This window comes from Oceanobacillus profundus (genome assembly GCF_003515705.1).
Classification (GTDB): Bacteria; Bacillota; Bacilli; order Bacillales; family Amphibacillaceae; genus Oceanobacillus; species Oceanobacillus profundus.
Genome location: NZ_QWEH01000016.1, coordinates 1 through 24,248, shown reverse-complemented (window position 1 = coordinate 24,248; position 24,248 = coordinate 1). Strand labels below are relative to the sequence as shown.

Sequence of the window (24,248 nt, the reverse complement as noted above, 5' to 3'; positions counted from 1 at the left end):
AGAATCCATATCTTATAACAATGCATAAAAAAATGAATAGACTTATGAACGTCTACTCATTTCTTTTCTTGATTTACTGAACTGGGATCTTCTTTCATTAGCTCTTCCCGCTCTATTTGCTTTTTCGCCGATTCTGCAGCAGCTTTTTTCTTTGGATTCATTAGCTTTCCTTTTCGTACTTGCTTAACCCAAAAACCGCCATGAATCCGTTTTGGTTCATAGGAAATGATAAATGCTTTCGGATCTATTTCCTGGATCAGTTCGTATAGCCTTAACTCATATTTTCTCGGGGTGAGAATTGATATCGATAACCGATCTCCATCCATCCCATACGATGACCAGCTTGTGACTCCATATCCTTTTTCTCTAATTCTCTTTGTAAATTTAAGATCAGGATTAGTGGAAACAACATTAACTGTTATGTAACCGAGCGCCAGCTTTTCTTCAATTATGGAGCCAATAATTAATCCCGTTCCAAACCCAAGTGCATAAGCAATTAAGTTTTGAATTTCATTTAAATTATCTAGTACAAGTCCCAAACCAACAATATATACAGTTATCTCAAACACACTGACAAAAGCAGCAATATATTTGCGTCCTTTAAGTGTCAAAATCATTCGGATAGTCATTAATGATACGTAGACAACATTAACAGCAAAAATAATTGCGAGCATGATTAATGCATTACTTAGCAATAGAATTCCTCCTTAGATTTCTTTCCATTTTAGAGGTTGTAAAATTTCATTTTAAATACACACTTTTAGAATACCTCATTTTAAATATAATTTGTACCATCGCATTATTTTTTTTATGAGCTATCTTTCCATCTGTGGGTAATTTCCTTTTTCATCCGAGCATACCAAATTGGTGTCCAGCCAAAAAAGCACAGGGACACCAATAATGGAACTTTTCTTGATTATCATGCTAACTCACCTATTATAATGCTAAGAATGATTGAATAGCGGTAACAAAACTATACATACCGAGACCAAGACAGATTAACACAACAACAGAACCGATCACATTTATTTTTATGGAGTTGCGATAGCTGCCAAGTGTTTTTTTGTTGTTCATAATAATCATTAACAAGATCGCAATACCAGGTAAAAGGATGCCATTTAGTGCTTGAGCAAAAAGTAGAACATCCATCGGCTGGAAATTGAAGATAAAGGTAATGATTCCAATGAGGATAACGGAAGCAAAGACCGCTTTAAAACGCCAATTTTTCATCCCATTCTCCCACTTTAGCATACTGCTGACTGTGATTGCTGCCCCTAGTGCTGATGCAGTAGCAGAAGAAAACCCTGCTGAAAAGATACCAATTGCAAGAAAAGCTTCTGCATAGGTTCCTAAAAGCGGCTCTAATTGTACCGCTAAATCGACAACACTTTGAACTTCAATTCCTCTCATTAATGTACCGGATGTAATTAAGATAGCTGCTGTGATCAATCCTCCGACGCCAATCGATAAATAAATGTCCCAACGTGACTTTTTCAAATGCTCAGGCTTATTCCATCTTTCCTGCACAGATGTAGAGTGAATAAACAAATTATACGGTACAACTGTTGTTCCGATTAAAGCAATAACCGTAATAATGGAACCAACCGGAATTGTCGGCACAAACATTCCAGTAAGAATCCCTCCAATATCTGGCTTTGCTATAAACATGGTTGTAATGAAGATAACACTCATGAGAACGACAAATACAATCATTAATTTCTCAATTAATTTATAACTTCCCGTTAATCCAAGTATTAGGATAATAACACCAACGATCGGACCAATCATTTTAACCGATCCACCTGTTAAAGCAGATATACCCAATGATGTGCCATTCAAATCACCACTCATATACGCTGCACAGCCTACCGAAATGGCTATGATCACAAACCAAATCACACTATATTTAATAATAGGATTTGCAAATTGATCTCTTATCGCCTCTGCCAAACCTTTTTGTGCGATAATTCCTAGGCGAGCTGACATTTCCTGCAAAACCATGGTAGCAATAATCGAAAACACAACCGCCCAGACAAGCGCGTAGCCAAATGATGCACCAGCCTGCGTTGCTGTTGTCACAGTCCCCGGACCAACAAATGACGCGGCAATAATGGCCCCTGGACCAACGCTCTTTATCTTGTCAATAATTGTATCCTTCCTACCGTCTGAATCATCGTTTTCTTGCTGGGTTAACCCCATTGACTCACCTCTAATTTTTCATTTTTTTAATCCCTATGTTTCGAATTGCATGTATATGTATAACAATTCGTCAACAAATGTAATTGATACATCCTTTTTCTACTACCCTTCCTAAATAGGAATAAAACTAAATTCTTGTAGAGGTGCCGCCCGAGAACTTGTAGAAATGCGCGAAGTAACACTTACGTGGAAGTTATTGGAATTACGAATTACAAGCACTGTATATTCTAATATCATAAAAGGAATGGCTAGCAAGATAACCATTCCTTTGTGCATCGATATTTGATTATAGAAGGTTGTTCAAAAAATCTGGTGAACACGCACTTAAGGTCAATTAAAATCCCCGTAATCTCTTTCGCAATGTACGTCTCCAAATATCACCAAGTGCTTCACAGGCATACAAATCATCTGCAGCGCGAAAATCATCTTGATGCAAATATACTACTTCTGTACATGCCGCAATTGACCATTCTGGATATGGGCGCTCAAGTAATTCAAAATCTGTCGCGCCTTGAATCATCCCCTCCTGTATTATCCGAAAGTACCAGCCTGTTTGTAATCCACCTTGAAGATGTTGCCTTGATACAGGGCCGGGCTGCGAAACTTGAATAATGGCATCACCAATTTTAAACGTATCTCCAATAAACACAGTAAATTCATCCATTTCAAGCACAGCAAAATTTTCACCGTTCGACCCCATGTCTTGCAACTCCGTATAATGTTTAATTGGGTAAGCAAAGATTGCTTTATCCATTTTGCTTTTATTAGCATCTTGACTCTCTGCATCACTCAAAAATCCCGTTTTCTGTAATAAAAAGGATTCCATTAACTCCTTATGATTTGTAAATATTTTATGTACGTGAGGTTCTTCCATTATGTCACCTGCTTATTTGTGATATAGTATATTTTACTAGATTATCGTTCCAATTCATACAGGGAGGAATCATGAATGACAATTAAAAAGGCGACATTTGCAGGGGGCTGCTTTTGGTGTATGGTAAAGCCATTTGATCAATGGGATGGCGTACATAGTGTTATTTCCGGATATATTGGTGGACATGTGAAAAACCCGACATATGAACAAGTAAAAACTGGTACAACGGGACATTATGAAGCAGTTGAAATCACCTATGATCCAGATATAATTTCCTACGAGACAATCATTGATTTATTTTGGAAACAAATTGATCCTACAGATGCTGGGGGACAGTTTGATGATCGTGGAGACCAATATCGTACTGCAATCTTTTATCACGATGAAAACCAGAAAGAATTAGCGGAGACTGCTAAGCAGGAATTAGCTGCAAGTGGCAAATTCTCAAAACCGATTGTTACAGAGACTCTTCCAGCTACCACCTTTTATCATGCAGAAGATTACCATCAGGATTTTTACAAAACGCATAAAGCGGAATATGAAGAAGACCGTGCGAAATCTGGAAGAGATGAGTTTATTGATAGCGTTTGGAAATAATTGCGAGGAGGGAGCTGTCTTTAAAAGACAGCTCTCCTTCTATTTAGAAATACTTGCCTTAATGAAGCCAGCGTAAATTTTAAGCGATGCTTCATCATTTACTTCCGTCATCCCCTCCGGATGCCATTGCAAGCCAAGTACAAAAGGATGGGTTTTACTCTCAATTGCCTCAATCACACCATCACTTGCAGCCCCACTAATCTGAAACTCTTTCGGAACCTTACGATTAGCCTGGTGGTGATAGCTATTCACACGTAATTTATCTTCACCTGTCAGCTTGTGTAATAGCGAGTCTTTCTTGACATAAACAAAATGGGAACCATAATCAAAAGGCGCTTTTTGCGAATGCTGGAGCAATTGCTTATCGATTTGCGAATAAATATCTTGATACATATCTCCACCAGCAGCTATGTTTAAAATCTGACTTCCCCTACAAACACCAAGAATTGGTTTTTTCATTTCTAGCATTTTTTGAATAAGAATAAGTTCCGATTGATCGCGTTCCGGTATAATCAAACCAAGCTTAGGGTGCGGTTCTTCTCCAAATAGAATCGGGTCGATATCTCCCCCACCTGTGGCATAAAGACCATCCAACCGGTTAACAATTTCTGCAACATCCTCCCCTTCTATGATGTATGGTAGAATGACAGGGATACCTCCTGCATCGATAATTGCTTTCACATTTCGTTTAGCTGTACTGTAGTAAGCCCGGTCCGTTTCCATGGACGCTGTTACTCCAATAATTGGTTTCATTACAACTCCTCCTAATTGGTCTGTGCAACCAATACATTCTGATTAATCTGTTATTTGTTTTTTTCTTAACAATTCTATTTAACACTAAAAAATCATGGTATAGTAGTCTAACACATTCATTTATATGCTTACTATTTAATCGTAGACTTTATATAAGGAGGGCCCAAGACGTTTGTCCATACAAAAATCACTTATACCTTTAAAAACATTATTTGTAAGCTTTCATGCCTCCAACACCATTCTGATTAGTTTTTTGCCACTTTATTTACATTATCGTGGGTTAAACGGAACTGAAATTGGCTGGGTGCTCGCAGTTGAATCTTGTGCATCCCTTCTTGCACAGCCAATTTGGGGATATTTAAGCGATAAATTCAAAACAGTACGAAAAATATTGTTCATTTGTGTGATTGGTCTCCTAATTGGAAGCTCTATCTTCTTTCAGATGGATACATTATCGACTATCTTAATTACAGGCGCAGCGTTTTACTTCTTCGCGACACCAATTGGAGCGCTAAGTGACAGCCTTGCCCAAAGACGAGCAGATGAATTAAATATTTCCTTTGGTTCAATTCGGATGTGGGGTTCTGTTGGCTTTGCAATTTCAGCATTAATTGTTGGTAGAATTCTTGACCAATTCGGTGTTCAATATATGATTTGGCCGTATTTATTTTTCGGACTCGTTATTTTATTTGTCCTCATTCCAATGAAAGATGTGAAAGTGGAATCAGAGCCTGTAAAGTTGAAAGATGTTCGCAAAATTTTTACAAATAAACCTTTCCTTCTCTTTCTGGTTGTCATTGTCTTTATTACCATAACCCACCGCATGAATGATTATTATATAGCACTCTATATTGCAGAACTTGGCGGAAGCGAATCGTTAGTTGGACTTGCTTGGTTCATGGGAGTTATTTCAGAAGCTGCAGTATTTGCACTTGCAGGCTTTTGGTTCAAAAAGTACCGAACATTAATCTTTATCATAGCTGCAGCAATCCTTTATACGATTCGTTGGTTCTTATACGCATATGTTGATGACCCGATGCATGTTATCGCACTTCAATTCATGCATGGATTAACGTTTGGTGTATTTTACACAGCTGCCTTTGAATATGTGACACGATTAATTCCAAGTTTACTACAATCAACTGGTCATCTCATTTTCTTCTCTGTGTACTTTGGTCTTTCCGGGATTATCGGCTCATTAGCAGGTGGTCCAATTATCGAATTATTTGGTGGAAGCATGATGTATCTAGTTATGGGGTCTCTCGCAGCAATCGGAACGGTCTCGCTTATTCTTTATCACTTGCTGCCATTCGGAAAAGAGGGTGCGGTTCGGGAAGTGGAATAATGTATTAGGAGCTTCTATTTTGTTAGTAGTAGGTTTAAAATAAAGGTCGATCAAAATACTAGTATTACGAATCCATTTTGAAAAAAGACTGATCAAAATGGATTCTTTTCTTTGTGAGGGATTGTTCAATTTTTATAAAAAAGCTTGACCACTTTCTTATGTGATTTTCGACAATCCCACTCTATTTACCTAAGTTCGGTTAAACTGATATTAGCAGGTATTCTTGATTTTAGCTTTAATTTAAATCTGAAAGCAACATTCCATATACAATGCTATCTGTCCATTCCCCTTTATTCCAAAAATCCTGAATGAAATGAGCTTCTTTCCTCATACCAATACGCTCGCATAATTTTTGTGATGCTTCATTTCTTGCATCAAGGTTAGCTTGTATACGATGCACATCAAATTCATCAAATAGCTTCTTGACTAAACTGCCCACGGCTTCTGTTGCATAACCCATTCCTGAAGATTCATTAGAAAAACTATAACCAATTTCAACAGTATCTTTCATATCTGTATACCATACAGATAAATCTCCAATTACTTTAGAACGATTTACTACCGCCACACTTAACATTGATTCTTTAGTAAGTGCACTATTTTCTAGCTTTTTATTAAACTCTTCTTCCATATTTTCATGTGTCCATTTATCATGCAGGAGATATTTACATGTATCATCGTTTTTGTAAATGTTAAATACATTATGTAAGTCATTACTTTTAAACGGTCGAATTGTTAATCTTTCAGTGTTAAACTTCAAAGAAACTCCTCCTTTGAATGTCAAATGATTTGTTACTAAGCTACCTTATTAATCCATTAAATGGCCTGCAAAGCGCTTGTTCCGCAAAAGCACCTCATTTAGATTGTCTATAGCTTTTCTATAGGTATTAAGATTTCAAAATGTGGATCCCTTGTATCTACATCAATTGGGTATTTTTCATGCTTTATCGGCAAGTCATCATAGTAATCAACACCTTGCTCTTTAAAAACTATGTATTCATTTTCATTTAGCCATTCCATGATTTTTCCATAAGTTTCTTCAATACTTCCACCATCATGTTTTGTGGCCAAGTAGGTCATTTCTGGCACATGAATTTCAACCATATCTTCTGGAAGTTGTTGTTCCTCCCGTACTTCATAGGCAGAATAATAAACGAAACCATCTGATCGAATATGATAAGAAAAGCCCAATCTTGTATCTTTATTTACAGCATATTCAAGCTCATCCACTCTGTTAATTCCACTTTGAATCACATCTTTAATCTTTTTCATTTCAGTAAATGCAACGTCGCATTTAATTCCCATAGCACGATAGGCAGGAAGCTTTTTAATTTCGTAATGAAAGTTTTTCATTAGATACCCTCCCTCCAAAAATAAAAATCCTTCATAACGTTATTCCGCATAATGGCCTGATTGCGGAATATGGTTTTCCGTAAAAAACCCTTTGGATTCATCTTATCCAAAGGGGGAAAACGGTGCAACCTTTTGAATAAATGGTCGAACTTCTTACAAACGATTTAACTTTATTTCAAATCTGCAACAGTAGTCCTTTTTTATGTTTATTTCGTGGTAATAATCCAACGTATTACATATTGATTCAACTTTTTGATGTGAGTAAGTATTCGTGAAAAACTATTTGTGAACATCAGCTTTTTCATTTAAAACATCAGCCATTTCATTGTGACCATCAGTAATTGGATAGATACATAAAAAAAGCCAAGAGAAAAGAAACATTCTCTTGGCTAACTTAAGAAAACAAAATATAGAACAAAGACAACAAATAATCCGTACATGATTGGATGTATTTCTTTCGCCCGCCCTTTTACAATCATTGTGATTGGATAGAAAATAAATCCAATTGCAATTCCTGTTGCAATACTATAGGTTAACGGCATCATGAGTACTGTTAAAAAAGCAGGTACTGCGATCTCAAATTGTTCCCATTCAATATGTTTCAGCGCACTCGCCATCATCACACCGACGATAATTAATGCAGGAGCTGTCACTTCTGCTGTTACAACACTTAATAATGGTGAGAAGAACAAAGCCAATAAGAAGAATCCAGCTGTAACAACCGAGGTGAATCCAGAGCGTCCACCAACAGCAACACCAGACGTTGATTCGACATAAGAAGTTGTTGTAGATGTACCAACAACTGCTCCAACTACAGTTGCAGTCGAATCTGCAAACAATGCTCTTCCTGCACGAGGCAGTTTATTATCTTTCACTAAACCAGCTTGCCTTGCGACTGCTAACAGTGTCCCTGCAGTATCAAAGAAATCAACAAATAAGAACGTTAGAATAACAACGAGCATTTCTAATGTAAAAATTTCACCAAAATGCAAAAACGCTTGACCAAATGTTGGCTCTAGACTTGGAACAGAACTTACAATACTGCCAATTCCGGAAGGTGCAGCGATTAACCCGAAGATCATTCCCACAATTGCCGTTAGAATCATCCCGTAGAAAATCCCAGCCTTTAGACCGAGCGTTAGAAGTATGACAGATACGACAACCCCAAAGATAGCTAATAAAACAGTTGGTGAAGTTAAGTCACCAAGTGCAACTAAAGTGGCTTCATCACTAACAATAATTCCTGAGTTAATAAGCCCAACTAAAGCAATGAATAACCCAATCCCTGCTCCAACTGCTAATTTCATATTTGCAGGAATAGCATTTATAATCAGTTCACGTAAACCTGTTAATGTAAAAATAATAAAGATAATTCCTGATGCTAGAACTCCTGCTAATGCCGTTTGCCAAGGAATACCATAGCCTAATACAACCGTGTATGCAAAAAAGGCGTTTAATCCCATTCCAGGCGCCAATGCAATTGGATACTTCGCAATCACTCCCATAAATAACGAACCAACAGCTGCAGCTATGGCAGTTGCTGCAAAGACAGCCTGTTCATCCATTCCCGCTTCAGCAAGTATTGATGGGTTAACAAAAAGAATATATGCCATCGCTAAAAACGTGGTTAAACCAGCCATAAACTCCGTTCTGTAATTCGTCCGCAGTTCATCAAACTGAAAATACTTTTTCATTCATTGTCCTCCTCAGCTTTTTCGGAAATTAGCAAACTTGGCATTCGCTATGCTTTTAAGCGGATGCCTTAGTAGCACTCATGCAAATTTAAAAGTTTTATACTTTTATGCTTGCCAAAATGCCCTTGATCATTTGACCAAGAGCACTACCCATTAACTATGCAAGAAGGGGTAATACAAGAGATTACATCAATCCCTTGATTACTTTCATCTTTGCGTAGTCAGACCATTTACGGTAGTCTGGTAGAAACTCTGGGCCCTATCCCCGAAATTATACGCTTTTCTTTTAATTCACATCAATAGATTACTAACTCAGTAACGATTTGTCAACAAAATGCGTACATTATTTATGTAAAAATATATTAACGTTCGTTAAATTTTAATCTGATTTATAAAACTAATCATGACCAGAGTTTTTTCATATTATTTTCCTAATCATACCAATTATCATTTATAATTGAGACAGGGATAATATTAGTACAAAACTTCACCATCACTTATTTTCATCCCAATGATAAAAACACAACATACAAGAGGAGCTGTTCTTATGAAACGCCTATTTGCCAACTTACTGATTGTGATTCTTGCACTTGTTATCACGGCATGTCAATCAGAAGAAGCTGTTTCTTTTTCCGATGAACAATTAGAGGAAGGATTACGTGCGGAAGTTGAAAAAACAGACGGAGAGTTATACGAGTCAGATTTCGATGAATTAGTTGAGCTTGACCTTTCTGGTTTAGGTATTCAGGACCTTACTGGAATAGAGTTATTAGATGATTTGAAAGTATTATCATTAGAAGATAATGAAATTAATGATTTCTCTCTTTTAAAGGATTTAGAAAGTCTCGAAGAAGTTAATGTAAGGAGTAATCCAATTGATGAGGAGCAACAAGCACTATTAGATGAATTAACCGAACAAGACGTTGTCGTTCACTTCACAGAAGAAACAGAAGTCGTCGGAAGTCCGGATGGTCCGGGTGGCTTTTTGTGGAAAGTAGAAAACGGTGATACAACCGTTTATCTGCAAGGAACCATTCATGCTGGAACAGAAGACTTCTATCCATTAAACGAAAAAATTGAAGATGCATATCGAGAAGCTGATGTCGTTGTGCCTGAAATTGATATAACCGATTTAAATGTAATGGAGGTACAGCAATTAACAATGGATCTTGGCGCCTATCAAGACGGGACCACAATAGAAGATCATATTCCAGAAGATGTGTATTCTGATTTATCTGCGACACTAGATGAACTTGGATTGCCATTACAGATGGTTGAAGGCTTTAAGCCATGGTTCCTATCCTCCACCATTCAACAGCTCATGACAGAACAACTTGGTTTTATGAATGGGGTCGATCAATACTTTTTAGACAGAGCCGCTCAAGATGACAAAGAAATTATTGCCCTCGAAACAGTTGAGGAACAGCTGAGCATTTTTGCTGATACATCGGATGACTATCAAATTCAAATGCTAGAGGAATCATTAGTTGATATCGATGATTATGAGGAAGATATGCTAGAGCTATTCAACCTCTATAAAGAAGGGGATGTCGATGAACTATTAACTGCTTTAACCGAGGAAGAGGCAGAACCAACAGCTGAAGAACAAGCATTTATGGAAGCATTGAATGATGAACGTAACTATGGAATGGCTGATACAATTACGGAGTTTCTTGAGGAAGATAATGGCGATACATACTTTGTTATTGTCGGTAGCTTGCACTTAATTATGGAGCCTCATGTAGTTTCAATTTTGGAAGAAGAGGGGTATGAGGTGGAGCATGTTTATTGATTGGAGAGCTGTCTCAATTCGAGACAGCTTTTTTTATTTGATAGCTAAAGATACACACCAGTAAAGGGTTATATTATTATAAAGTTCAATTACAAAAGACAAGTTATAAATGGAACAGACAATTAATGATCTTTTACAAATCGATTAGTTAAATTACCTATTTTTTCTATCTCCACACTAACTTCATCACCAGGTTTTAAATATACTTGTTTGTCTTCTGGGTCACCTAATATTACTCCTTCCGGGGTACCAGTTAATATTAAGTCTCCAGGTACTAGTGTCATATATTTTGAAATATAACTAATAATCTCATCGCAATAGAAGATCATATCTCTTGTATTAGAGTTTTGTCTTTCCTCACCATTTACAATCGTTTTAAGTTGTAAATTATTTGGATTTTTAATCTCATCACGAGTAACTAGATAAGGACCTACTGGACTAAATCCATCACAGCTTTTACCCAATAGCCATTGAGAGGACACAAATTGTAAATCCCGAGCAGATAAATCATTTGCTGTAACATAACCAAACACATAATTTAATGCGTCTTGTTTCGAGATATTTTTAGCTTCCTTTCCAATAACAATTCCTAACTCTACCTCGTAGTCTAGCTTGTTTGTTACCTTCGGGACTGTAATATCTTTTTCATGTCCAGTAAGAGTATTGTTATATTTAGTAAATAAAATCGGAGTTTCAGGATATGGAACTTTTGTTTCATCCGCATGTTTTCTATAGTTTAAACCTACACAAATGATTTTATTAGGTCTCGTTACTGCTGGACCCCATTCAATTTCTTCTTCATTAAGATATTGAATAGAATCAGTTGGTAATTGTTTAATATAGTATTCAATTTCATTTACAACTTTTTCTCCACCGTTAATTACATCCATCAAATTAGTTGGAATATTAGCATTTGGATGAATAGATAGTGTTTGACTAATATTAATAATACCTTCATTTGTTTTAACACCTAATACTTCTTTTCCTTCATTTAAAATAGTTAGCAACTTCATCTCCAATTACCTCCTTCATATCACAAAATTCTCTAAATCTCTATATAAAAGTTTATTAACTTAAATTTAGAATTTCAGGGGTCATTCGATTTATAATATCTTCTATAATTTGATTAGGTATTTTTGGCATCTTTGTTCCTTCAACAACATCATTAATCCGCCATAACAGATCTATCGTTTCTTTAATAGTGAAGAAAGGAAAGTCAGATCCTAATAATATTTTATGAGTTACCCCATATTCCATTGCTAATACCATAGCATTATAAAATTGCCATGGACGTCCACCTAAAGCCGATAAATCCATATACATATTTGTATTTTTCCGAACAACGGAAATACATTCTCCTACCCATGGATGTCCCATATGTGCAATAATTATTTTTAAATCTGGAAATTCCCTTGCAATTGGATCCAGCGCAGCAGGGCGTGAAGCATCTAAAAATCCTTCTGGAACAAAGGAGGTACCTTGATGAAATAAAATAGGAATATTTAGTTCATCTGCTTTAGCATAAAGTGAGAAATGTTTTTTATCATCTGGATAAAAATTTTGATACATTGGTCCTAACTTCAGACCACTCAAATTTAACTCTTTAATAGCAGTTTCTAATATACTAGGAGCAAGATAATTATTTGGGTCTACACTAGCAAAACCGAATAATTTTCCAGGATGTTTCGAAACATATTCTGCAACATATTCATTCGGCACTTTTGTCCCGGTTGCAGGTGCATCAAATGCTAAAACTATTGCACCATCTACGTCTTTTACACTCTCCCAATTTTCTTCTGGTAGCGCAACTAGTTCATGCTCATCACCCCAAGCTCTTTTACACGCAGTTCTCATTGCACCTGTTACCTGTCCTGGACCAAATAGATGAGTATGGCAATCAAATACCATCATTATCCTCCTCGCTTTTCATCTCATTTTTAATCATTAAGGGGTCTTAATTCTTTAGGTAATAAAAAGTCAAAATCACACCCTAAATCAGCTTGTAGAACTCTTTCCTCAAATAATAAGCCATATCCACGATCATAATAGGTGCCTCGTTTTTTCCATTTCGAACTTCTACTTTTAAGTTCATCGGAATCTACGTGCAGTTGTAAGATTCGATTATTTAGATCTATTTCAATTTCATCACCATTTTTAATCAAAGCAAACGGTCCACCAACTGCTGCTTCTGGAGCAACGTGTACAACGAGCGTACCGTAAGAGGTACCACTTATTCTTCCATCAGAAATACGAACCATATCACGCACACCCCTTTTCAATAACTTCTTTGGTATAGGAATTTGTCCAACTTCTGGCATTCCTGGCGCACCTTTTGGTCCAACATTTTTCAAAACTAATACACTATTTTCATCAACATCAAGATCAGGATCATTAATCCTTTCTTCCATATCTTGCAAAGACTCAAAAACTACTGCTTTACCAATATGCTTGAGAAACTTCTTTGATACAGCAGTCTTCTTAATCAATGCCCCATTTGGAGAAATATTTCCTTTTAAAACAACAATACCCCCATCATTTTCAATAGGATCATCTAATGGAAAAATAACCTCTCGATCTAAAGTTTTAACACCTATCATATTTTCCTTTACTGTTTTACCGGTAACAGTAATACATTCTGTATTTAAGAGAGATTCCAATTCTTTCATTAATGCTGGAACACCGCCAGCTTCAAAATATTCCTCCATTTGATATTTTCCAGATGGACGCAAGTTTAATAAAAATGGAGTCCTTTTGCTAATTTCATCAAATTTTTCCAAAGGTAATTTCATTCCAAGTCGTTGAGCAATAGCAACAATATGAATAATACTGTTCGTTGAACCACCACTTGCCATCGTTACAGTTATCGCATTTTCAATAGCCTTTTCTGTCATAATATCTCTTGGTTTTAGATTATCTTTTACTAAATGGACAATCTGCTTACCAGTCATTTGAGAAATATGCCGCCTTCTTGAATCAACAGCTGGTATTGCTGCACAACCCGGTAAAGCCATACCCAATGCTTCAGCAATTGAAGCCATTGTACTCGCGGTTCCCATTACCATGCAATGACCATCACTACGACAAATCGCATTTTCTACTTCTGCTAATTGTTCATCATTTAAGGTTCCCGCACTGTGTTCTAAAGTAAATCGATAGCAATCTGTACAAGCACCGAGACTTTCACCATTTAAACGGCCATTTAACATCGGACCACCTGAAAGTACAATCGCTGGAGTGTTTGCACTAGCTGCGGCCATTAACTGAGCTGGTATCGTTTTATCACATCCACCAACTAATACAACTCCATCAATTGGATGTGCCTTCACCATTTCTTCTGTATCCATGGCCATTAAATTTCTTAAAAGCATTGTTGTCGGTTTTACATAAGGTTCTCCAATAGAAATGGTTGGAAACTCCATTGGTGTTCCACCCGCTTGCCATACTCCTTGTTTTACATACTCGACAAGTTCATTAAAATGAGAATGGCATTTATTTAGTTCACTAAACGTATTACATATACCGATAACGGGTTTTTTTATATCCTCGTCTGTGTAACCCATCGATTTGGTAAAGGAACGATGAATAAATCCCCACATTGACGGATCGGAAAAATATTTCTCACTTTTTTTAGGTTCATTTTTCAAAAGAATAAACCTCCCTTTTTAACGTTTATTAAAGATACTAAATAAATGAATATGTTCGTAACCCTTGGACATTTAGTTTTATTCGGAATAATCCTCCCGAAGAAGGATACGCTTCTAGCTGTTCTTTAGATAAACCTTCACGGGCACTTGTAACATATAGTTCATTTAACTTTTCTCCACCGAATACACAAGAAGTAACACGTGGAGCAGGTAATTGAATGGAATCTAATAAATTTCCAGTATGTGGGTTCCAGCGACATATAATTCCTGCATCCCAATGGGAGACCCACAGCATACCTTCTGTATCCCCTGACATACCATCAGGCAATTTATATTCATCAGGTATTTTTACAACAACACTCCTGTTACTGATTTCAGCGGTTTCTATATTGTAATCAAAAGCTGCAATTTCAAAGGCTAATGTATCAATATAGTACATTATGGTAAAATCGGGAGACCAAGTTATACCATTGGAGCATCCAATAGAATGAAGTTTAGTCGAAATACTTCGATCGCGGCGGTCGATACAGAACAATTCACCACTAAATTTGTAAGCATCTAAACCGTTCATTGTCCCCACCCAAAAGCGCCCCCTTGGATCACATTTCCCATCATTGAATATATTTTCTGGATCTCTATTAGGGTTGTTAATTAATTTTTTCGTTTCATCTATTAGATGAACAGAATAAATACCACTTTTTGCAGCGATAACAACTTCTAGTTCTCCCCTTGGGACTACACAGCCAATCTGTTCATTTATTTCAATTTTACGTTGCTCATTATTTTTCGGATTATAAATATATAAGCGACCTTTTTTACTATCAATCCAATATAAAACTTGATTTACCTCATTCCAAGATGGACTTTCTCCTAATTGTGCTTGTTCATTCTGAACTAATTCCCACATTTCCATAAAGATTTCCACCTCAATATTTTATAGCTATATTATAATTCACTAGCATTTGCAAGATGACCACCATCAATTACTAAAATAGTTCCAGTAATATACGAGGCTTGATCTGAAGCTAAAAAATAAACACCATTCGCAACTTCTTCAACAGAACCTAATCGTTTCATCGGTGTTCTTTCAGTCAAATCCAAGCTAACATCTTCCTGTTTTAACTTAGTATCTAAAGGTGTATCTATAAATCCAGGGGCAACTGCATTAACTCTTATATTAAACTTTGCTAATTCTACAGCCATCGATTGTGTCAATAAATTAATACCAGCCTTGGAGGTGTTATAGTGTGCTAAATAAGAACTACTAGCTAAGCCATTTTTAGAAGAGATATTTACAATTGAACCACTTATTCTATCTTGAATCATTCTTCTTGAAATCAACTGACTTAAAATAAAAGTCCCTCTCAAATTTACGTCCAATATTCTATCCCAGGTTTCTAAAGATATATCCACAAACAATTCTCGAACAGCAAAGCCAGCATTATTAATTAAGATATCTATGCCTCCCCATACATCGTACGCCCATTCTACCGTTTTCCTTATATCTTCTTCATTTCCTAGATCGCAAACAACGGATTCTATATCTCGATACAATGCATTTAGTTCCGAAACAGTTTTAGATAGATTTTCTGCATCTTTATCTAAAATAATTACTTTACAATTATTTGATAGATACTTTTCAACCATACCTCTTCCAATACCACTTGCTCCGCCAGTAATTAATACTCTTTTATTCAATATAAACCCCATCCTCTATTATTCTTGATAACATTACCATTGTTTAATATCTGGAACCTCTATAGGTGCTCCCCCTAATTTAATAGATTTTTCTGATATAATTCCCGGTAAAGTATATTCTAAGGCTTTATAAATATCGATTCTTACTGGTTTGTCATTTAAGATACAGTTGATAAAATCTTTGATCATAAAATAATCGGCGCCCCAATGATTAGAATCTTTTCGTTCAACAGGAAGGTTAATATATTCTTTAGGCAGAAACTCATCATATAAATCCTCTAGATCAATCCATTCCTCACTAGATCTACTATAATCTTGTAACCATACTCTATGCTGTTCTCCTGGTACTCTTGGAGATTCATAACACCCTTTTGTTCCTTGTAGTGAGTAATATCCCATATTATGTGGTCGATTAGAAACCATGTCTAACCTAATCTTTATTAACGCACCACTTTCTGTTCTACATAACATAATGGTAGTATCATCATTCTCATATTCCGGAACGGTATGAGATCCGGGACCTAGACAGTTCACATACTTAACCCTCTCATTAAACCAACTCAAAGCTGGGCCAAGACTATGAGTGCCATAAGTACACCCTCGTTTTCCCATTGTCTCTCTTCTACGCCATGTAGGATTTCCAGCTTTATCATAATGTAAATATTTTACGTTATGTAAATATTCACCTTCTGCAAAATATACTTTTCCAAACACACCTTTTGAAACCATATTATGAATAGCGACATTTTCACGTATATAACAGTAATTTTCTGCCATCATATATTGTGCTTTGCTACGCTTTACAGCTTCAAATAATAACTTACAATCTTCTAAAGTTGTTGCAGCTGTAACTTCTGATAAAACATGAATATTCCTGTCTAAAGCCTGGATCGCTTGTTCTGCATGAAAATGGATTGGTGAAGTCAACACTACTACATCGATATTGGAATCAATTAAATCCTCATAATTAGTAAAGGTTTTACCCACTTCATACTTGTTTTTAAAATTTTCGAGTGCTTCTTTATCCGTATCCATAACAGCTGTAACCTCTACATTATTAAACAAATTAAAGTCTTCATAAAAATCAGCTCCACGCACCGTTCCAACTATACCAATCTTCAGTCTATTCATATAGTACCTCTCCTTTAAATAAACTATTTGGTCGATCCCGCTGTAATCCCACTTACAATATATCGTTGCGTAAAAATAAAAATGATAATTATAGGAAGCGAGGAAACAACAGACAGAGCCATTAATTCGGACCAGTTCGTACTATATTGACCGACAAATTGTCTCATGCCAAGCGTAACTGGCCACAAATCATTATTTTTTAACATCGTTAATGAGTATAAAAATTCCCCCCAAGCTAACAAAAAGCTAAAGGCCCCGGCCGTAAACACCCCAGGTTTTGCAAGTGGTAGAATGATTTTAAAAAATGTTCCCCATCGAGTACAACCATCTATAGCTGCAGCTTCTTCTAAAGCAGTAGGAATCATTAAAAAATAAGTTCTCATTACCAAAATTGCAAAGGGGATTGATAGAGTCATGTTCGCAATAATGACACCAGTATATGTGTTTAGCAAGCCAATATTTGCAAACATAGAATAAAGCGGTAATGCAAGCATATTACTAGGAAACATTTGAGTGATTAACACAAATAAAAGGAATAAAGTAATGCCTTTTATTTTCCTTCTAGCGATCGCATAAGCCGCTGGCGTAGCTAAACAAAGTGTACCTATCATTGCACCAAAACTAATGATTAAACTATTTTTAAAATAACTTAGTACTCTTATATCCTGTTGGTTAAATATATTAATATATGCTTCAAACGTTATTCGTTTTGGAATAATAGATGAATCACCAAATATATCTCCAGCTGGTTTAATAGAAGATATGACCATCCAATAAATTGGAAATAAAAATGTAAGCACTATAAAGAGGCCAATAAATGATAGTATCCATTTTTTTGCCATTACATTACTTCCTCCCTTCTTATAAAATAAAGGTAAACCAAAGCAAATAACCCAATTATAATAAAGGAAATATTAGATAAAGCAGCTCCTTCTCCAAATCTATACATTCCAAACGATAATTGATAAGCTAAAAAAGGAATAACTTGAGTTGCATCAGCAGGCCCACCAGCAGTCATTATATAAATTAAATCAAAAACTTTAAATGTGAATATAACTCCAAGCATTAATAATACAAGTAGAGTTGGCTTCATCAACGGTAAAGTGATATAAAAAAACTGTTGAAATCTATTAGCACCATCAATTTTAGCAGCTTCATAAATATTACCTGGTAAAGCTTGTAATCCGGATAATATAATTACCATACTAAAAGGAATACTAATCCAAATATTAGTGATGATTACACTGAATAGAGCTGTATTTGTATCGGTTAACCAATAATTTGGTTGGGAGAGAATACCTATATTCATTAAAATTTCGTTAATTATTCCATTTTCACCACTTAACATCCATCTAAAAACCGTACCAATTATGATGATTGGAGTCATCCATGCAATCAATAAAATTGAACGCATCCATTTATTCCCAGGGAATGGTTTATTAAAATAAAGAGCCAGCATAAAACCAATACATGTGGAAAATATAATAGTACCTACTGTAAAGACTATAGAATTAGCTAAAGCCTTTACAAATAATGGATCTTTTAAAACAGTGACATAGTTACTTAAACCGACTAGTTCACGTTCTCCTTGAATTAAATTACCGACATTTACATCTCTAAAGCTAAGATTGAGGTTAAAAAATATTGGATAAACTAAGAAAAGCAATAAAAACAAGCTTGCAGGCATTAAAAAGGTATAGTCTTTACTCTTTTCTATAATCCTCTTGAACTCACTCTGTTTCACCATGCAACCTCCATTTCTACAAAAAATTTGTTAAGAGGTCATCCCCAAATCTAATATAACTAGATTTGAGGATAACAAAATCTCAACTTATTCTTCTATTAACGGTTGTATAATTTCACTTGCTTTTTTAAGAGCTTCTTCAGAGGTACTTCCACCGACTAGCGCTTCTTGAATAGCAGTATAAATAGCAGTGTTAACTTCATTATGGTTTTCTCCCCAACCATATCCTTGAGATGTTGAAATAACTTCTGCAAACACTTTTCTAACTTCATCGTCTTGGAAATATGGATCATTTGCTACCTCGCTTATAGCTGGGAAGTTACCAGTCGCTTTTAACCATTCAAGTTGACGCTCAGGTTCCATGAGAAAGTCAATAAATTGCCATGCTTCATCAACAGATTGCCCCTTACCAATCGCAATACTTTCTCCACCAACTACGGAAGCATGCATTTGGTCTTTCGGAATTTGAGCGACTGACCAATTTAAATCTGGTGCTTCCTCCTCTAAAGCTGGAATCATCCAAGAACCCCCAATAATCATTGCAACTCTTTCATTATAAAAATCTACTCCAACCTCTTCTAATTCTTTTTGTAAGATTTCTTTAGGCATAATACTTTCATCGTACATGTTTTTCCATAGCTCAAGTGAACTTATTGCTTCAGGACTTCCCAAATCTTCTACACCACTTCCAGTTGACCATAAAAAAGGAATCCATGATGCAGTACCATGTTGTGAATTATGCGCAGAAGCAGAAAATCCGTATTTACCATCTTCTGTTAAATCTGTAGCTAAATTAGTTAGTTCATCCCAATTTACAGGAGGTTCATCTACTAAGTCCTTGTTGTAAAAAAGCCCTACTGCATTTGTATGGAGTGGAAGCCCATGGAACTCATCATCTATTTTATGAATAGCAGCAATATTTTCGTATATGCCAGTTGCTAATCCAGAATTTTCTACTTGTTCATTAATGTTTTCTAAAATCCCAGACTTCGCATAAAATTGAACTTCGTTAATACCACCGATAATAATATCCGGTACGTCTTGACTAGTTGCTCCAATTAAAAGCTGTTGCGTTAATTCATTATAAGGAACAAAAGTTAACTCCACTTCAATACCATCTTGTGTTTCGTTAAAATCATTCACATTACTTTGCAATACTTCCTCTAAATGCCCAGACCAATAATGCCATAATGTTAATGTAACCTTATCACCACTACTACCTTCAGACTGATTACCATTAGCTCCGCAACCAACTAAAATTAAACTAATAACAATAAAAGTTGAGAAGATGATTGATTTTTTATTCATATAAAGAATCCCCTTTATGATTTAATATAAATTTATTAATTTAAATCAAATTATTTAGAAACCCTACTCTGAACAAGTTCTTTTAAAACATCCTCTATAGCTTGTAATGTATTATCGATATCTTCTTTCGTATGGCTATAACTTATATGATTTCGCTTAATATTCATTGGCATTTTAAAAATTCCTCGTTCCAATAACTTTTTACGATAGGTTACATACATTTTTGCATCATTCTGCATAAGATCTGTATAATTTTTGGGTTCAAAATCCATAAAATAAGTGGTCCAAACAGAACCAAATCCTGCAACATAAGCTTTAAGACTTAATCGATCATGAATTTCACGAATACCATTTCGCATTCTGTCTCCGAGTGCAAAAATATGTTGATGCACTGGTTCTGTTTCCATTATTTCCATTGTTGCAATAGTTGCTGATGTTCCAATAGCATGGCCATTGTATGTACCAGCAAACCAGACATCTCCTCCTGAATTCGTATTAAAACGTTCCATATATTCTTTCTTACCTGCTAATGCCGCCATTGGAAAACCATTAGCCATTGCTTTTCCCATTGTTGTTAAATCCGGGGTGACACCGCTTACATTTTGATAACCACCTAGATCATGACGAAATCCTGTAATTACCTCATCAAATATTAATATAGTTCCATGCTTACTACATAAGTCTCGTAATCCTTGTAAAAAACCTACTTCCGGCATTATACAACCTATATTATGGGGAATCGGTTCAACAATTAATGCCGCGACTTCATTTTTATTTTCCACTAGTGTTCTCTCTACATTATCTAAGTCATTAAATGTACAAATTAATGTATTATCGATTGCTTCGTCCATCATACCTGCTGAACCAGGGTCCCTTTTTCCAATCATATGAGGCTCACTTAACATATTTCTTGCCACATAATCGTGCCAACCATGATAACATCCTTGGAACTTTATTAATTTTTTACGGTTAGTTATCGCTCTTGATAAACGTATCGCATGGTAAGTTGCTTCAGAACCTGAATTACAAAACAGTACTTGTTCTGCTGATGGTACATACTTTGTAATTTTCTCGGCGCATTTTATTTCTAAATCTGTTGTACCCACCCCATATAAGTCAGTTCTAGCTAGGGATTCTATTACACGGTCATTTACCTCTTTATAATTATGTCCTAAAATATAAGGTCCAAATGCTGCCTGAAAATCAATATATTTATTACCATCAGCGTCATATATATATGCACCTTCAGATTTTGTAAAAATTAAGCGAGGATCGATGTTTCTTATTGAAGTATGCACCCCACCCGGAGTAAATTTCTTTGCTTCTTCATGCAATTGCTTACTTTTTTCATTTAACATTCAATTACCTCCTTATTTTTCATATTTATTAGGCCTTATATAATCCTAGATATTTCTTGTGCAGTTGTTTTAACTAACAGGCCAATATCCTCATATTGTTGCGGTTCTAATTGAGAAATATGGGCTGTTATACTAATTGCAGTTGGTGTTTGGAGTCGAACATTAATAATTGGAGCCGCAATACATCTAACACCTTTTTCTCCTTCTTCATCCTCAAGAGAATAACCGTTTTCTCGAACTTTCGCTAAATCTTGTCTAAACTTTTCCATAGAAGTAATAGTATTATTAGTTGCTTTTTTCAGACCCTCCTCAGTTAAAATCTTATCAATCTCTGTATCACCTAAATAAGCTGAAATAGCTTTTCCTAATCCAGATAGATGAATTTCTGTAGTTAGACCAGGATAAGTAGAAAATTTAATGAAACTATTTGGTTCTTCTTTAGCAATATACATAATGCTATTTTCATGTAGAATACCTAAATGAACAGTAAATCCCGTTTCTTTCATTAATTTTTTCATATAAGGCTTTGCTAAATCGATCATGCTGTAGTCGGATAAGTATGTCATACCTAATTGAAATAACTTTGCACCTATTTGAAATCTGCCAGTTGTATCCTTTTCAACCATCTTGTAACGTTCGAGTGTATTCATAATGGTAAATACGGTTGCTTTAGGTAAGTCCAAGTTTGTACATATTTCAGTTACAGTATATTGTTCAGTTGATTGGCTGATTAATTCTAAAATCGATATTGCTCTCTCTAAAGCAGGTACATTATATTGTTTCATAAATTCCCCCTCTTCCGTTCAACATAAAAAACTAAGTTCAACTCTTTGAACAAGTATATTTTATCAAATTAAATTTGTCAATATATTTACACAAAATAAATTATTACTTTCATTACGAATAAACTGAATATTACTACAGGTTAATTGAATCATAATTTGTTATTGTCGGTAGCTTGCACTTAATTATGGAGCCTCATGTAGTTTCGATTTTGGAAGAAGAGGAGTATGAGGTGGAGCATGTTTATTGATAATAGTTGACGAGATAGGGGGTATGCAGTTTAGAAAACTGATTTAAAAAAAGATAGGAATCGCTTTTGGCAGGTTGGTGATCACTTTGGATAGTTTTCCTATGATTTTTAAGATAGTTAATGGATAGTCCAAAGTAGTGAATAAACCTTGTATTTAAACTCAGTATGTGCACAAAAAGCTGTCTTTAGAAAATAGTAAAGGGTTCCGTTTTGAGGTGCATTTTCAAAAAACTCGACTCAAATGACATTATAATTGACGGATAAAATGACATATAAATTCCGTCTAATTCAGACGAATTTTACTATTATAATGACAAGGATATTATTTTTTCTGATAATTACTAATATCTGGTATAATAATTTTGTGAAATATTGTACTTAACTAAAGTGGCAAGATTGTTGAACAATGGCAATTGGTTTTTATAAAAAGTCAACTGGTGGAGGTTATTATTAGACAATTTATAGTTATTTTATTGGTTATAGCTATTTTTTTCATATCTGCTTGTAGTGAGAAAGATAAGATAGACCATTTCTCTTCTAAAGAAGAAACTTTGGAACATTTTATTGAGAAAGAAGATATTGAAGGGAATATTGATTTAATTATAACGACAAGAGAGGAAAAGTTATTAGTAGTACAGTCGAGAGAGGATGTATTTTTTGTTGGAGAATTAATCGAAGACAAGGAAGGATATTACGCAAAGAGAATATCAGACAGTGTGGGAGTAGGAATAGGTTCTAGTTGGGAATTAAATACAGTGACTAAAAATAAGTACACAATATATTTTGAAAGGAACAAAGAAGATGCGAATTACATACAGTTCTCTAATGGAGAATACGACATCTCCCTTGTAGAAGGACATACGATAAGTGAAAACGATTTAGCTTTAACAAGTGTGATAAAGGAAGTTGAAACATTAAAAGATTAAATCAACAAACTGGTGCATTAATTCAAGAAGGTTTAACGCTATTTTACGAAGAAGTTATTGTACTAAAGGGGCAGCTTAGTATAAGTCGACTTAAATAAAGGATGGGATATATGAAAAAAAAGATTGTGCTTGCTTTATTAATAATAAGTTTATGTGTAAATTTGTATATATTAGGAAAATGGCTTTTAATTGAGCAATGGTATGAACCTTCCCCAGAAGAAAAAGTCATTTTAAGTGAAATGATTCAAAAAACTGTTGAGAGTGAGGATTATAAGAAGTTAGAAGAAAAAGAGAACATCATTGCTATTGATGCAGGTATAGACAGGAATAAAGGTGGAGTATTCCCATACTATTTTGGGGTTAGTGTTCGTACTGATGAGCAGTCCTATCTTTTTTCTTGCAATAATGACCAATGCTCAAAAATGGAAATCGGAGGGTGGACTTACTCTATATATGAAGATGAAAGTTCGAGACTTCCATTTGAAAATAGAGAATAACTTAGAACGACTACTGTAATTTGTGAAGTAATGTACTTAAAGTAACTGGTGCGATATTTCAACAAATGCTCCAGTTTGTTTGATAAGAATATGTAAAGGGAGGAACAAAATGGATGCTTTAATGTTAGAAGGATGGACACCGATATTGCTCATTGGGATTGTTGCTGCTATTATCTGTATTTGATAATCTAAAATTGAGCCGTTTTTAGGGTATTGATCGCATAAAAAATGAGCCACTCGATTCCAAATTTTAATAACCTCTCTTATTATTGAAAGTGACCAAACTATCAATGAGAGAGGAC

At 35.3% G+C, this 24,248-nt stretch carries 24 protein-coding genes and 1 riboswitch; of the genes, 5 read left to right on the top strand and 19 right to left on the bottom strand.

Going from position 1 to position 24,248, the window contains the following annotated elements:
- Positions 1-56: 56 nt before the first annotated feature.
- The 3 genes from D1B32_RS18455 to D1B32_RS18445 all read right to left on the bottom strand — a co-directional run bounded on the left by D1B32_RS18455 (position 57) and on the right by D1B32_RS18445 (position 3,073).
- A complete protein-coding gene (locus tag D1B32_RS18455) occupies positions 57-674 on the bottom strand; it encodes a DUF2179 domain-containing protein (protein ID WP_392391125.1) in 618 nt (205 codons plus the stop codon).
- Between the two features lie 262 nt (positions 675-936).
- Positions 937-2,199: an Nramp family divalent metal transporter gene (locus D1B32_RS18450; RefSeq protein WP_095312557.1), complete on the bottom strand. Its 1,263-nt coding sequence runs from the start codon at positions 2,197-2,199 to the stop codon at positions 937-939.
- Positions 2,200-2,533: 334 nt separating this feature from the next.
- Positions 2,534-3,073: an MOSC domain-containing protein gene (locus D1B32_RS18445; protein ID WP_118890106.1), complete on the bottom strand. Its 540-nt coding sequence runs from the start codon at positions 3,071-3,073 to the stop codon at positions 2,534-2,536.
- A 75-nt stretch (positions 3,074-3,148) separates the two neighbouring features.
- Here D1B32_RS18445 and msrA point away from each other — a divergent pair, with 75 nt between their 5' ends.
- A complete protein-coding gene (gene msrA / locus D1B32_RS18440; RefSeq protein ID WP_118890105.1) occupies positions 3,149-3,670 on the top strand; it encodes a peptide-methionine (S)-S-oxide reductase MsrA in 522 nt (173 codons plus the stop codon).
- A 39-nt stretch (positions 3,671-3,709) separates the two neighbouring features.
- On the opposite strand, the gene D1B32_RS18435 is transcribed toward msrA, so the two are convergent.
- On the bottom strand, positions 3,710-4,423 hold the full coding sequence (locus D1B32_RS18435) for a gamma-glutamyl-gamma-aminobutyrate hydrolase family protein (RefSeq protein ID WP_118890104.1): 714 nt from the start codon (positions 4,421-4,423) through the stop codon (positions 3,710-3,712).
- A 172-nt stretch (positions 4,424-4,595) separates the two neighbouring features.
- On the opposite strand from D1B32_RS18435, the gene D1B32_RS18430 reads away from it, so the two are divergent.
- The gene (locus D1B32_RS18430) at positions 4,596-5,768 is read left to right on the top strand and encodes an MFS transporter (RefSeq protein ID WP_118890103.1); all 1,173 of its coding nucleotides are present in this window, start codon (positions 4,596-4,598) and stop codon (positions 5,766-5,768) included.
- A 235-nt stretch (positions 5,769-6,003) separates the two neighbouring features.
- On the opposite strand, the gene D1B32_RS18425 is transcribed toward D1B32_RS18430, so the two are convergent.
- From D1B32_RS18425 to D1B32_RS18415, 3 genes are all read right to left on the bottom strand, one after another.
- On the bottom strand, positions 6,004-6,528 hold the full coding sequence (locus tag D1B32_RS18425; RefSeq protein ID WP_095312545.1) for a GNAT family N-acetyltransferase: 525 nt from the start codon (positions 6,526-6,528) through the stop codon (positions 6,004-6,006).
- Between the two features lie 107 nt (positions 6,529-6,635).
- On the bottom strand, positions 6,636-7,121 hold the full coding sequence (locus tag D1B32_RS18420) for a GyrI-like domain-containing protein (protein ID WP_118890102.1): 486 nt from the start codon (positions 7,119-7,121) through the stop codon (positions 6,636-6,638).
- A 389-nt stretch (positions 7,122-7,510) separates the two neighbouring features.
- Complete coding sequence (locus D1B32_RS18415) at positions 7,511-8,815, bottom strand: NCS2 family permease (protein ID WP_095312539.1); 1,305 nt, start codon at positions 8,813-8,815, stop codon at positions 7,511-7,513.
- Positions 8,816-9,013: 198 nt separating this feature from the next.
- Positions 9,014-9,114: riboswitch (purine riboswitch) on the bottom strand.
- A gap of 248 nt (positions 9,115-9,362) precedes the next feature.
- On the opposite strand from D1B32_RS18415, the gene D1B32_RS18410 reads away from it, so the two are divergent.
- Positions 9,363-10,607: a TraB/GumN family protein gene (locus D1B32_RS18410; protein ID WP_158586293.1), complete on the top strand. Its 1,245-nt coding sequence runs from the start codon at positions 9,363-9,365 to the stop codon at positions 10,605-10,607.
- 122 nt (positions 10,608-10,729) lie between these two features.
- Here D1B32_RS18410 and D1B32_RS18405 read toward each other — a convergent pair whose 3' ends face one another.
- The 11 genes from D1B32_RS18405 to D1B32_RS18355 form a co-directional block, all read right to left on the bottom strand.
- A complete protein-coding gene (locus D1B32_RS18405; RefSeq protein ID WP_118890100.1) occupies positions 10,730-11,620 on the bottom strand; it encodes a fumarylacetoacetate hydrolase family protein in 891 nt (296 codons plus the stop codon).
- A gap of 55 nt (positions 11,621-11,675) precedes the next feature.
- On the bottom strand, positions 11,676-12,515 hold the full coding sequence (locus D1B32_RS18400) for an amidohydrolase family protein (RefSeq protein WP_118890099.1): 840 nt from the start codon (positions 12,513-12,515) through the stop codon (positions 11,676-11,678).
- A 29-nt stretch (positions 12,516-12,544) separates the two neighbouring features.
- Complete coding sequence (locus D1B32_RS18395) at positions 12,545-14,251, bottom strand: IlvD/Edd family dehydratase (RefSeq protein ID WP_118890098.1); 1,707 nt, start codon at positions 14,249-14,251, stop codon at positions 12,545-12,547.
- A 37-nt stretch (positions 14,252-14,288) separates the two neighbouring features.
- Positions 14,289-15,164, bottom strand: coding sequence for an SMP-30/gluconolactonase/LRE family protein (locus tag D1B32_RS18390; protein ID WP_118890097.1), 876 nt, complete (start codon positions 15,162-15,164; stop codon positions 14,289-14,291).
- Positions 15,165-15,196: 32 nt separating this feature from the next.
- A complete protein-coding gene (locus D1B32_RS18385; RefSeq protein ID WP_158586292.1) occupies positions 15,197-15,949 on the bottom strand; it encodes an SDR family NAD(P)-dependent oxidoreductase in 753 nt (250 codons plus the stop codon).
- A 33-nt stretch (positions 15,950-15,982) separates the two neighbouring features.
- Positions 15,983-17,080, bottom strand: coding sequence for a Gfo/Idh/MocA family protein (locus D1B32_RS18380; RefSeq protein ID WP_118890095.1), 1,098 nt, complete (start codon positions 17,078-17,080; stop codon positions 15,983-15,985).
- A gap of 23 nt (positions 17,081-17,103) precedes the next feature.
- On the bottom strand, positions 17,104-17,922 hold the full coding sequence (locus tag D1B32_RS18375; protein ID WP_118890094.1) for a carbohydrate ABC transporter permease: 819 nt from the start codon (positions 17,920-17,922) through the stop codon (positions 17,104-17,106).
- A complete protein-coding gene (locus tag D1B32_RS18370; protein ID WP_240033838.1) occupies positions 17,922-18,824 on the bottom strand; it encodes a carbohydrate ABC transporter permease in 903 nt (300 codons plus the stop codon). The genes D1B32_RS18375 and D1B32_RS18370 overlap by 1 nt, the downstream gene beginning before the upstream one ends.
- A gap of 87 nt (positions 18,825-18,911) precedes the next feature.
- Entirely contained in the window at positions 18,912-20,132 is a 1,221-nt protein-coding gene (locus D1B32_RS18365; protein WP_118890092.1) for an ABC transporter substrate-binding protein, read from the bottom strand.
- A gap of 50 nt (positions 20,133-20,182) precedes the next feature.
- On the bottom strand, positions 20,183-21,490 hold the full coding sequence (locus tag D1B32_RS18360) for an aspartate aminotransferase family protein (RefSeq protein WP_118890091.1): 1,308 nt from the start codon (positions 21,488-21,490) through the stop codon (positions 20,183-20,185).
- A 35-nt stretch (positions 21,491-21,525) separates the two neighbouring features.
- Positions 21,526-22,275 (bottom strand): IclR family transcriptional regulator, encoded by a 750-nt coding sequence (locus D1B32_RS18355; protein WP_118890090.1) that lies wholly within the window; start codon positions 22,273-22,275, stop codon positions 21,526-21,528.
- A 685-nt stretch (positions 22,276-22,960) separates the two neighbouring features.
- On the opposite strand from D1B32_RS18355, the gene D1B32_RS18350 reads away from it, so the two are divergent.
- Together D1B32_RS18350 and D1B32_RS18345 are read left to right on the top strand one after the other, a co-directional pair.
- A complete protein-coding gene (locus tag D1B32_RS18350; protein WP_148617411.1) occupies positions 22,961-23,449 on the top strand; it encodes a hypothetical protein in 489 nt (162 codons plus the stop codon).
- 110 nt (positions 23,450-23,559) lie between these two features.
- Positions 23,560-23,946 carry a hypothetical protein gene (locus D1B32_RS18345; protein WP_118890088.1) on the top strand — a complete coding sequence of 129 codons (387 nt, stop codon included), beginning with the start codon at positions 23,560-23,562 and terminating at the stop codon, positions 23,944-23,946.
- A 36-nt stretch (positions 23,947-23,982) separates the two neighbouring features.
- Here D1B32_RS18345 and D1B32_RS24170 read toward each other — a convergent pair.
- Positions 23,983-24,248 (bottom strand): hypothetical protein (locus D1B32_RS24170; RefSeq protein ID WP_205126992.1); only part of this gene is annotated, 266 nt, incomplete at its 5' end.

Coding starts and splice junctions, on each gene's coding strand:
- D1B32_RS18455 (WP_392391125.1), bottom strand. CDS start 674: ATGCTCGCAATTATTTTTGCTGTTAATGTTGTCTACGTATCATTAATG.
- D1B32_RS18450 (WP_095312557.1), bottom strand. CDS start 2,199: ATGGGGTTAACCCAGCAAGAAAACGATGATTCAGACGGTAGGAAGGAT.
- D1B32_RS18445 (WP_118890106.1), bottom strand. CDS start 3,073: ATGGAAGAACCTCACGTACATAAAATATTTACAAATCATAAGGAGTTA.
- msrA (WP_118890105.1), top strand. CDS start 3,149: ATGACAATTAAAAAGGCGACATTTGCAGGGGGCTGCTTTTGGTGTATG.
- D1B32_RS18435 (WP_118890104.1), bottom strand. CDS start 4,423: ATGAAACCAATTATTGGAGTAACAGCGTCCATGGAAACGGACCGGGCT.
- D1B32_RS18420 (WP_118890102.1), bottom strand. CDS start 7,121: ATGAAAAACTTTCATTACGAAATTAAAAAGCTTCCTGCCTATCGTGCT.
- D1B32_RS18415 (WP_095312539.1), bottom strand. CDS start 8,815: ATGAAAAAGTATTTTCAGTTTGATGAACTGCGGACGAATTACAGAACG.
- D1B32_RS18410 (WP_158586293.1), top strand. CDS start 9,363: ATGAAACGCCTATTTGCCAACTTACTGATTGTGATTCTTGCACTTGTT.
- D1B32_RS18405 (WP_118890100.1), bottom strand. CDS start 11,620: ATGAAGTTGCTAACTATTTTAAATGAAGGAAAAGAAGTATTAGGTGTT.
- D1B32_RS18400 (WP_118890099.1), bottom strand. CDS start 12,515: ATGGTATTTGATTGCCATACTCATCTATTTGGTCCAGGACAGGTAACA.
- D1B32_RS18390 (WP_118890097.1), bottom strand. CDS start 15,164: ATGGAAATGTGGGAATTAGTTCAGAATGAACAAGCACAATTAGGAGAA.
- D1B32_RS18380 (WP_118890095.1), bottom strand. CDS start 17,080: ATGAATAGACTGAAGATTGGTATAGTTGGAACGGTGCGTGGAGCTGAT.
- D1B32_RS18375 (WP_118890094.1), bottom strand. CDS start 17,922: ATGGCAAAAAAATGGATACTATCATTTATTGGCCTCTTTATAGTGCTT.
- D1B32_RS18365 (WP_118890092.1), bottom strand. CDS start 20,132: ATGAATAAAAAATCAATCATCTTCTCAACTTTTATTGTTATTAGTTTA.
- D1B32_RS18360 (WP_118890091.1), bottom strand. CDS start 21,490: ATGTTAAATGAAAAAAGTAAGCAATTGCATGAAGAAGCAAAGAAATTT.
- D1B32_RS18355 (WP_118890090.1), bottom strand. CDS start 22,275: ATGAAACAATATAATGTACCTGCTTTAGAGAGAGCAATATCGATTTTA.
- D1B32_RS18345 (WP_118890088.1), top strand. CDS start 23,560: ATGAAAAAAAAGATTGTGCTTGCTTTATTAATAATAAGTTTATGTGTA.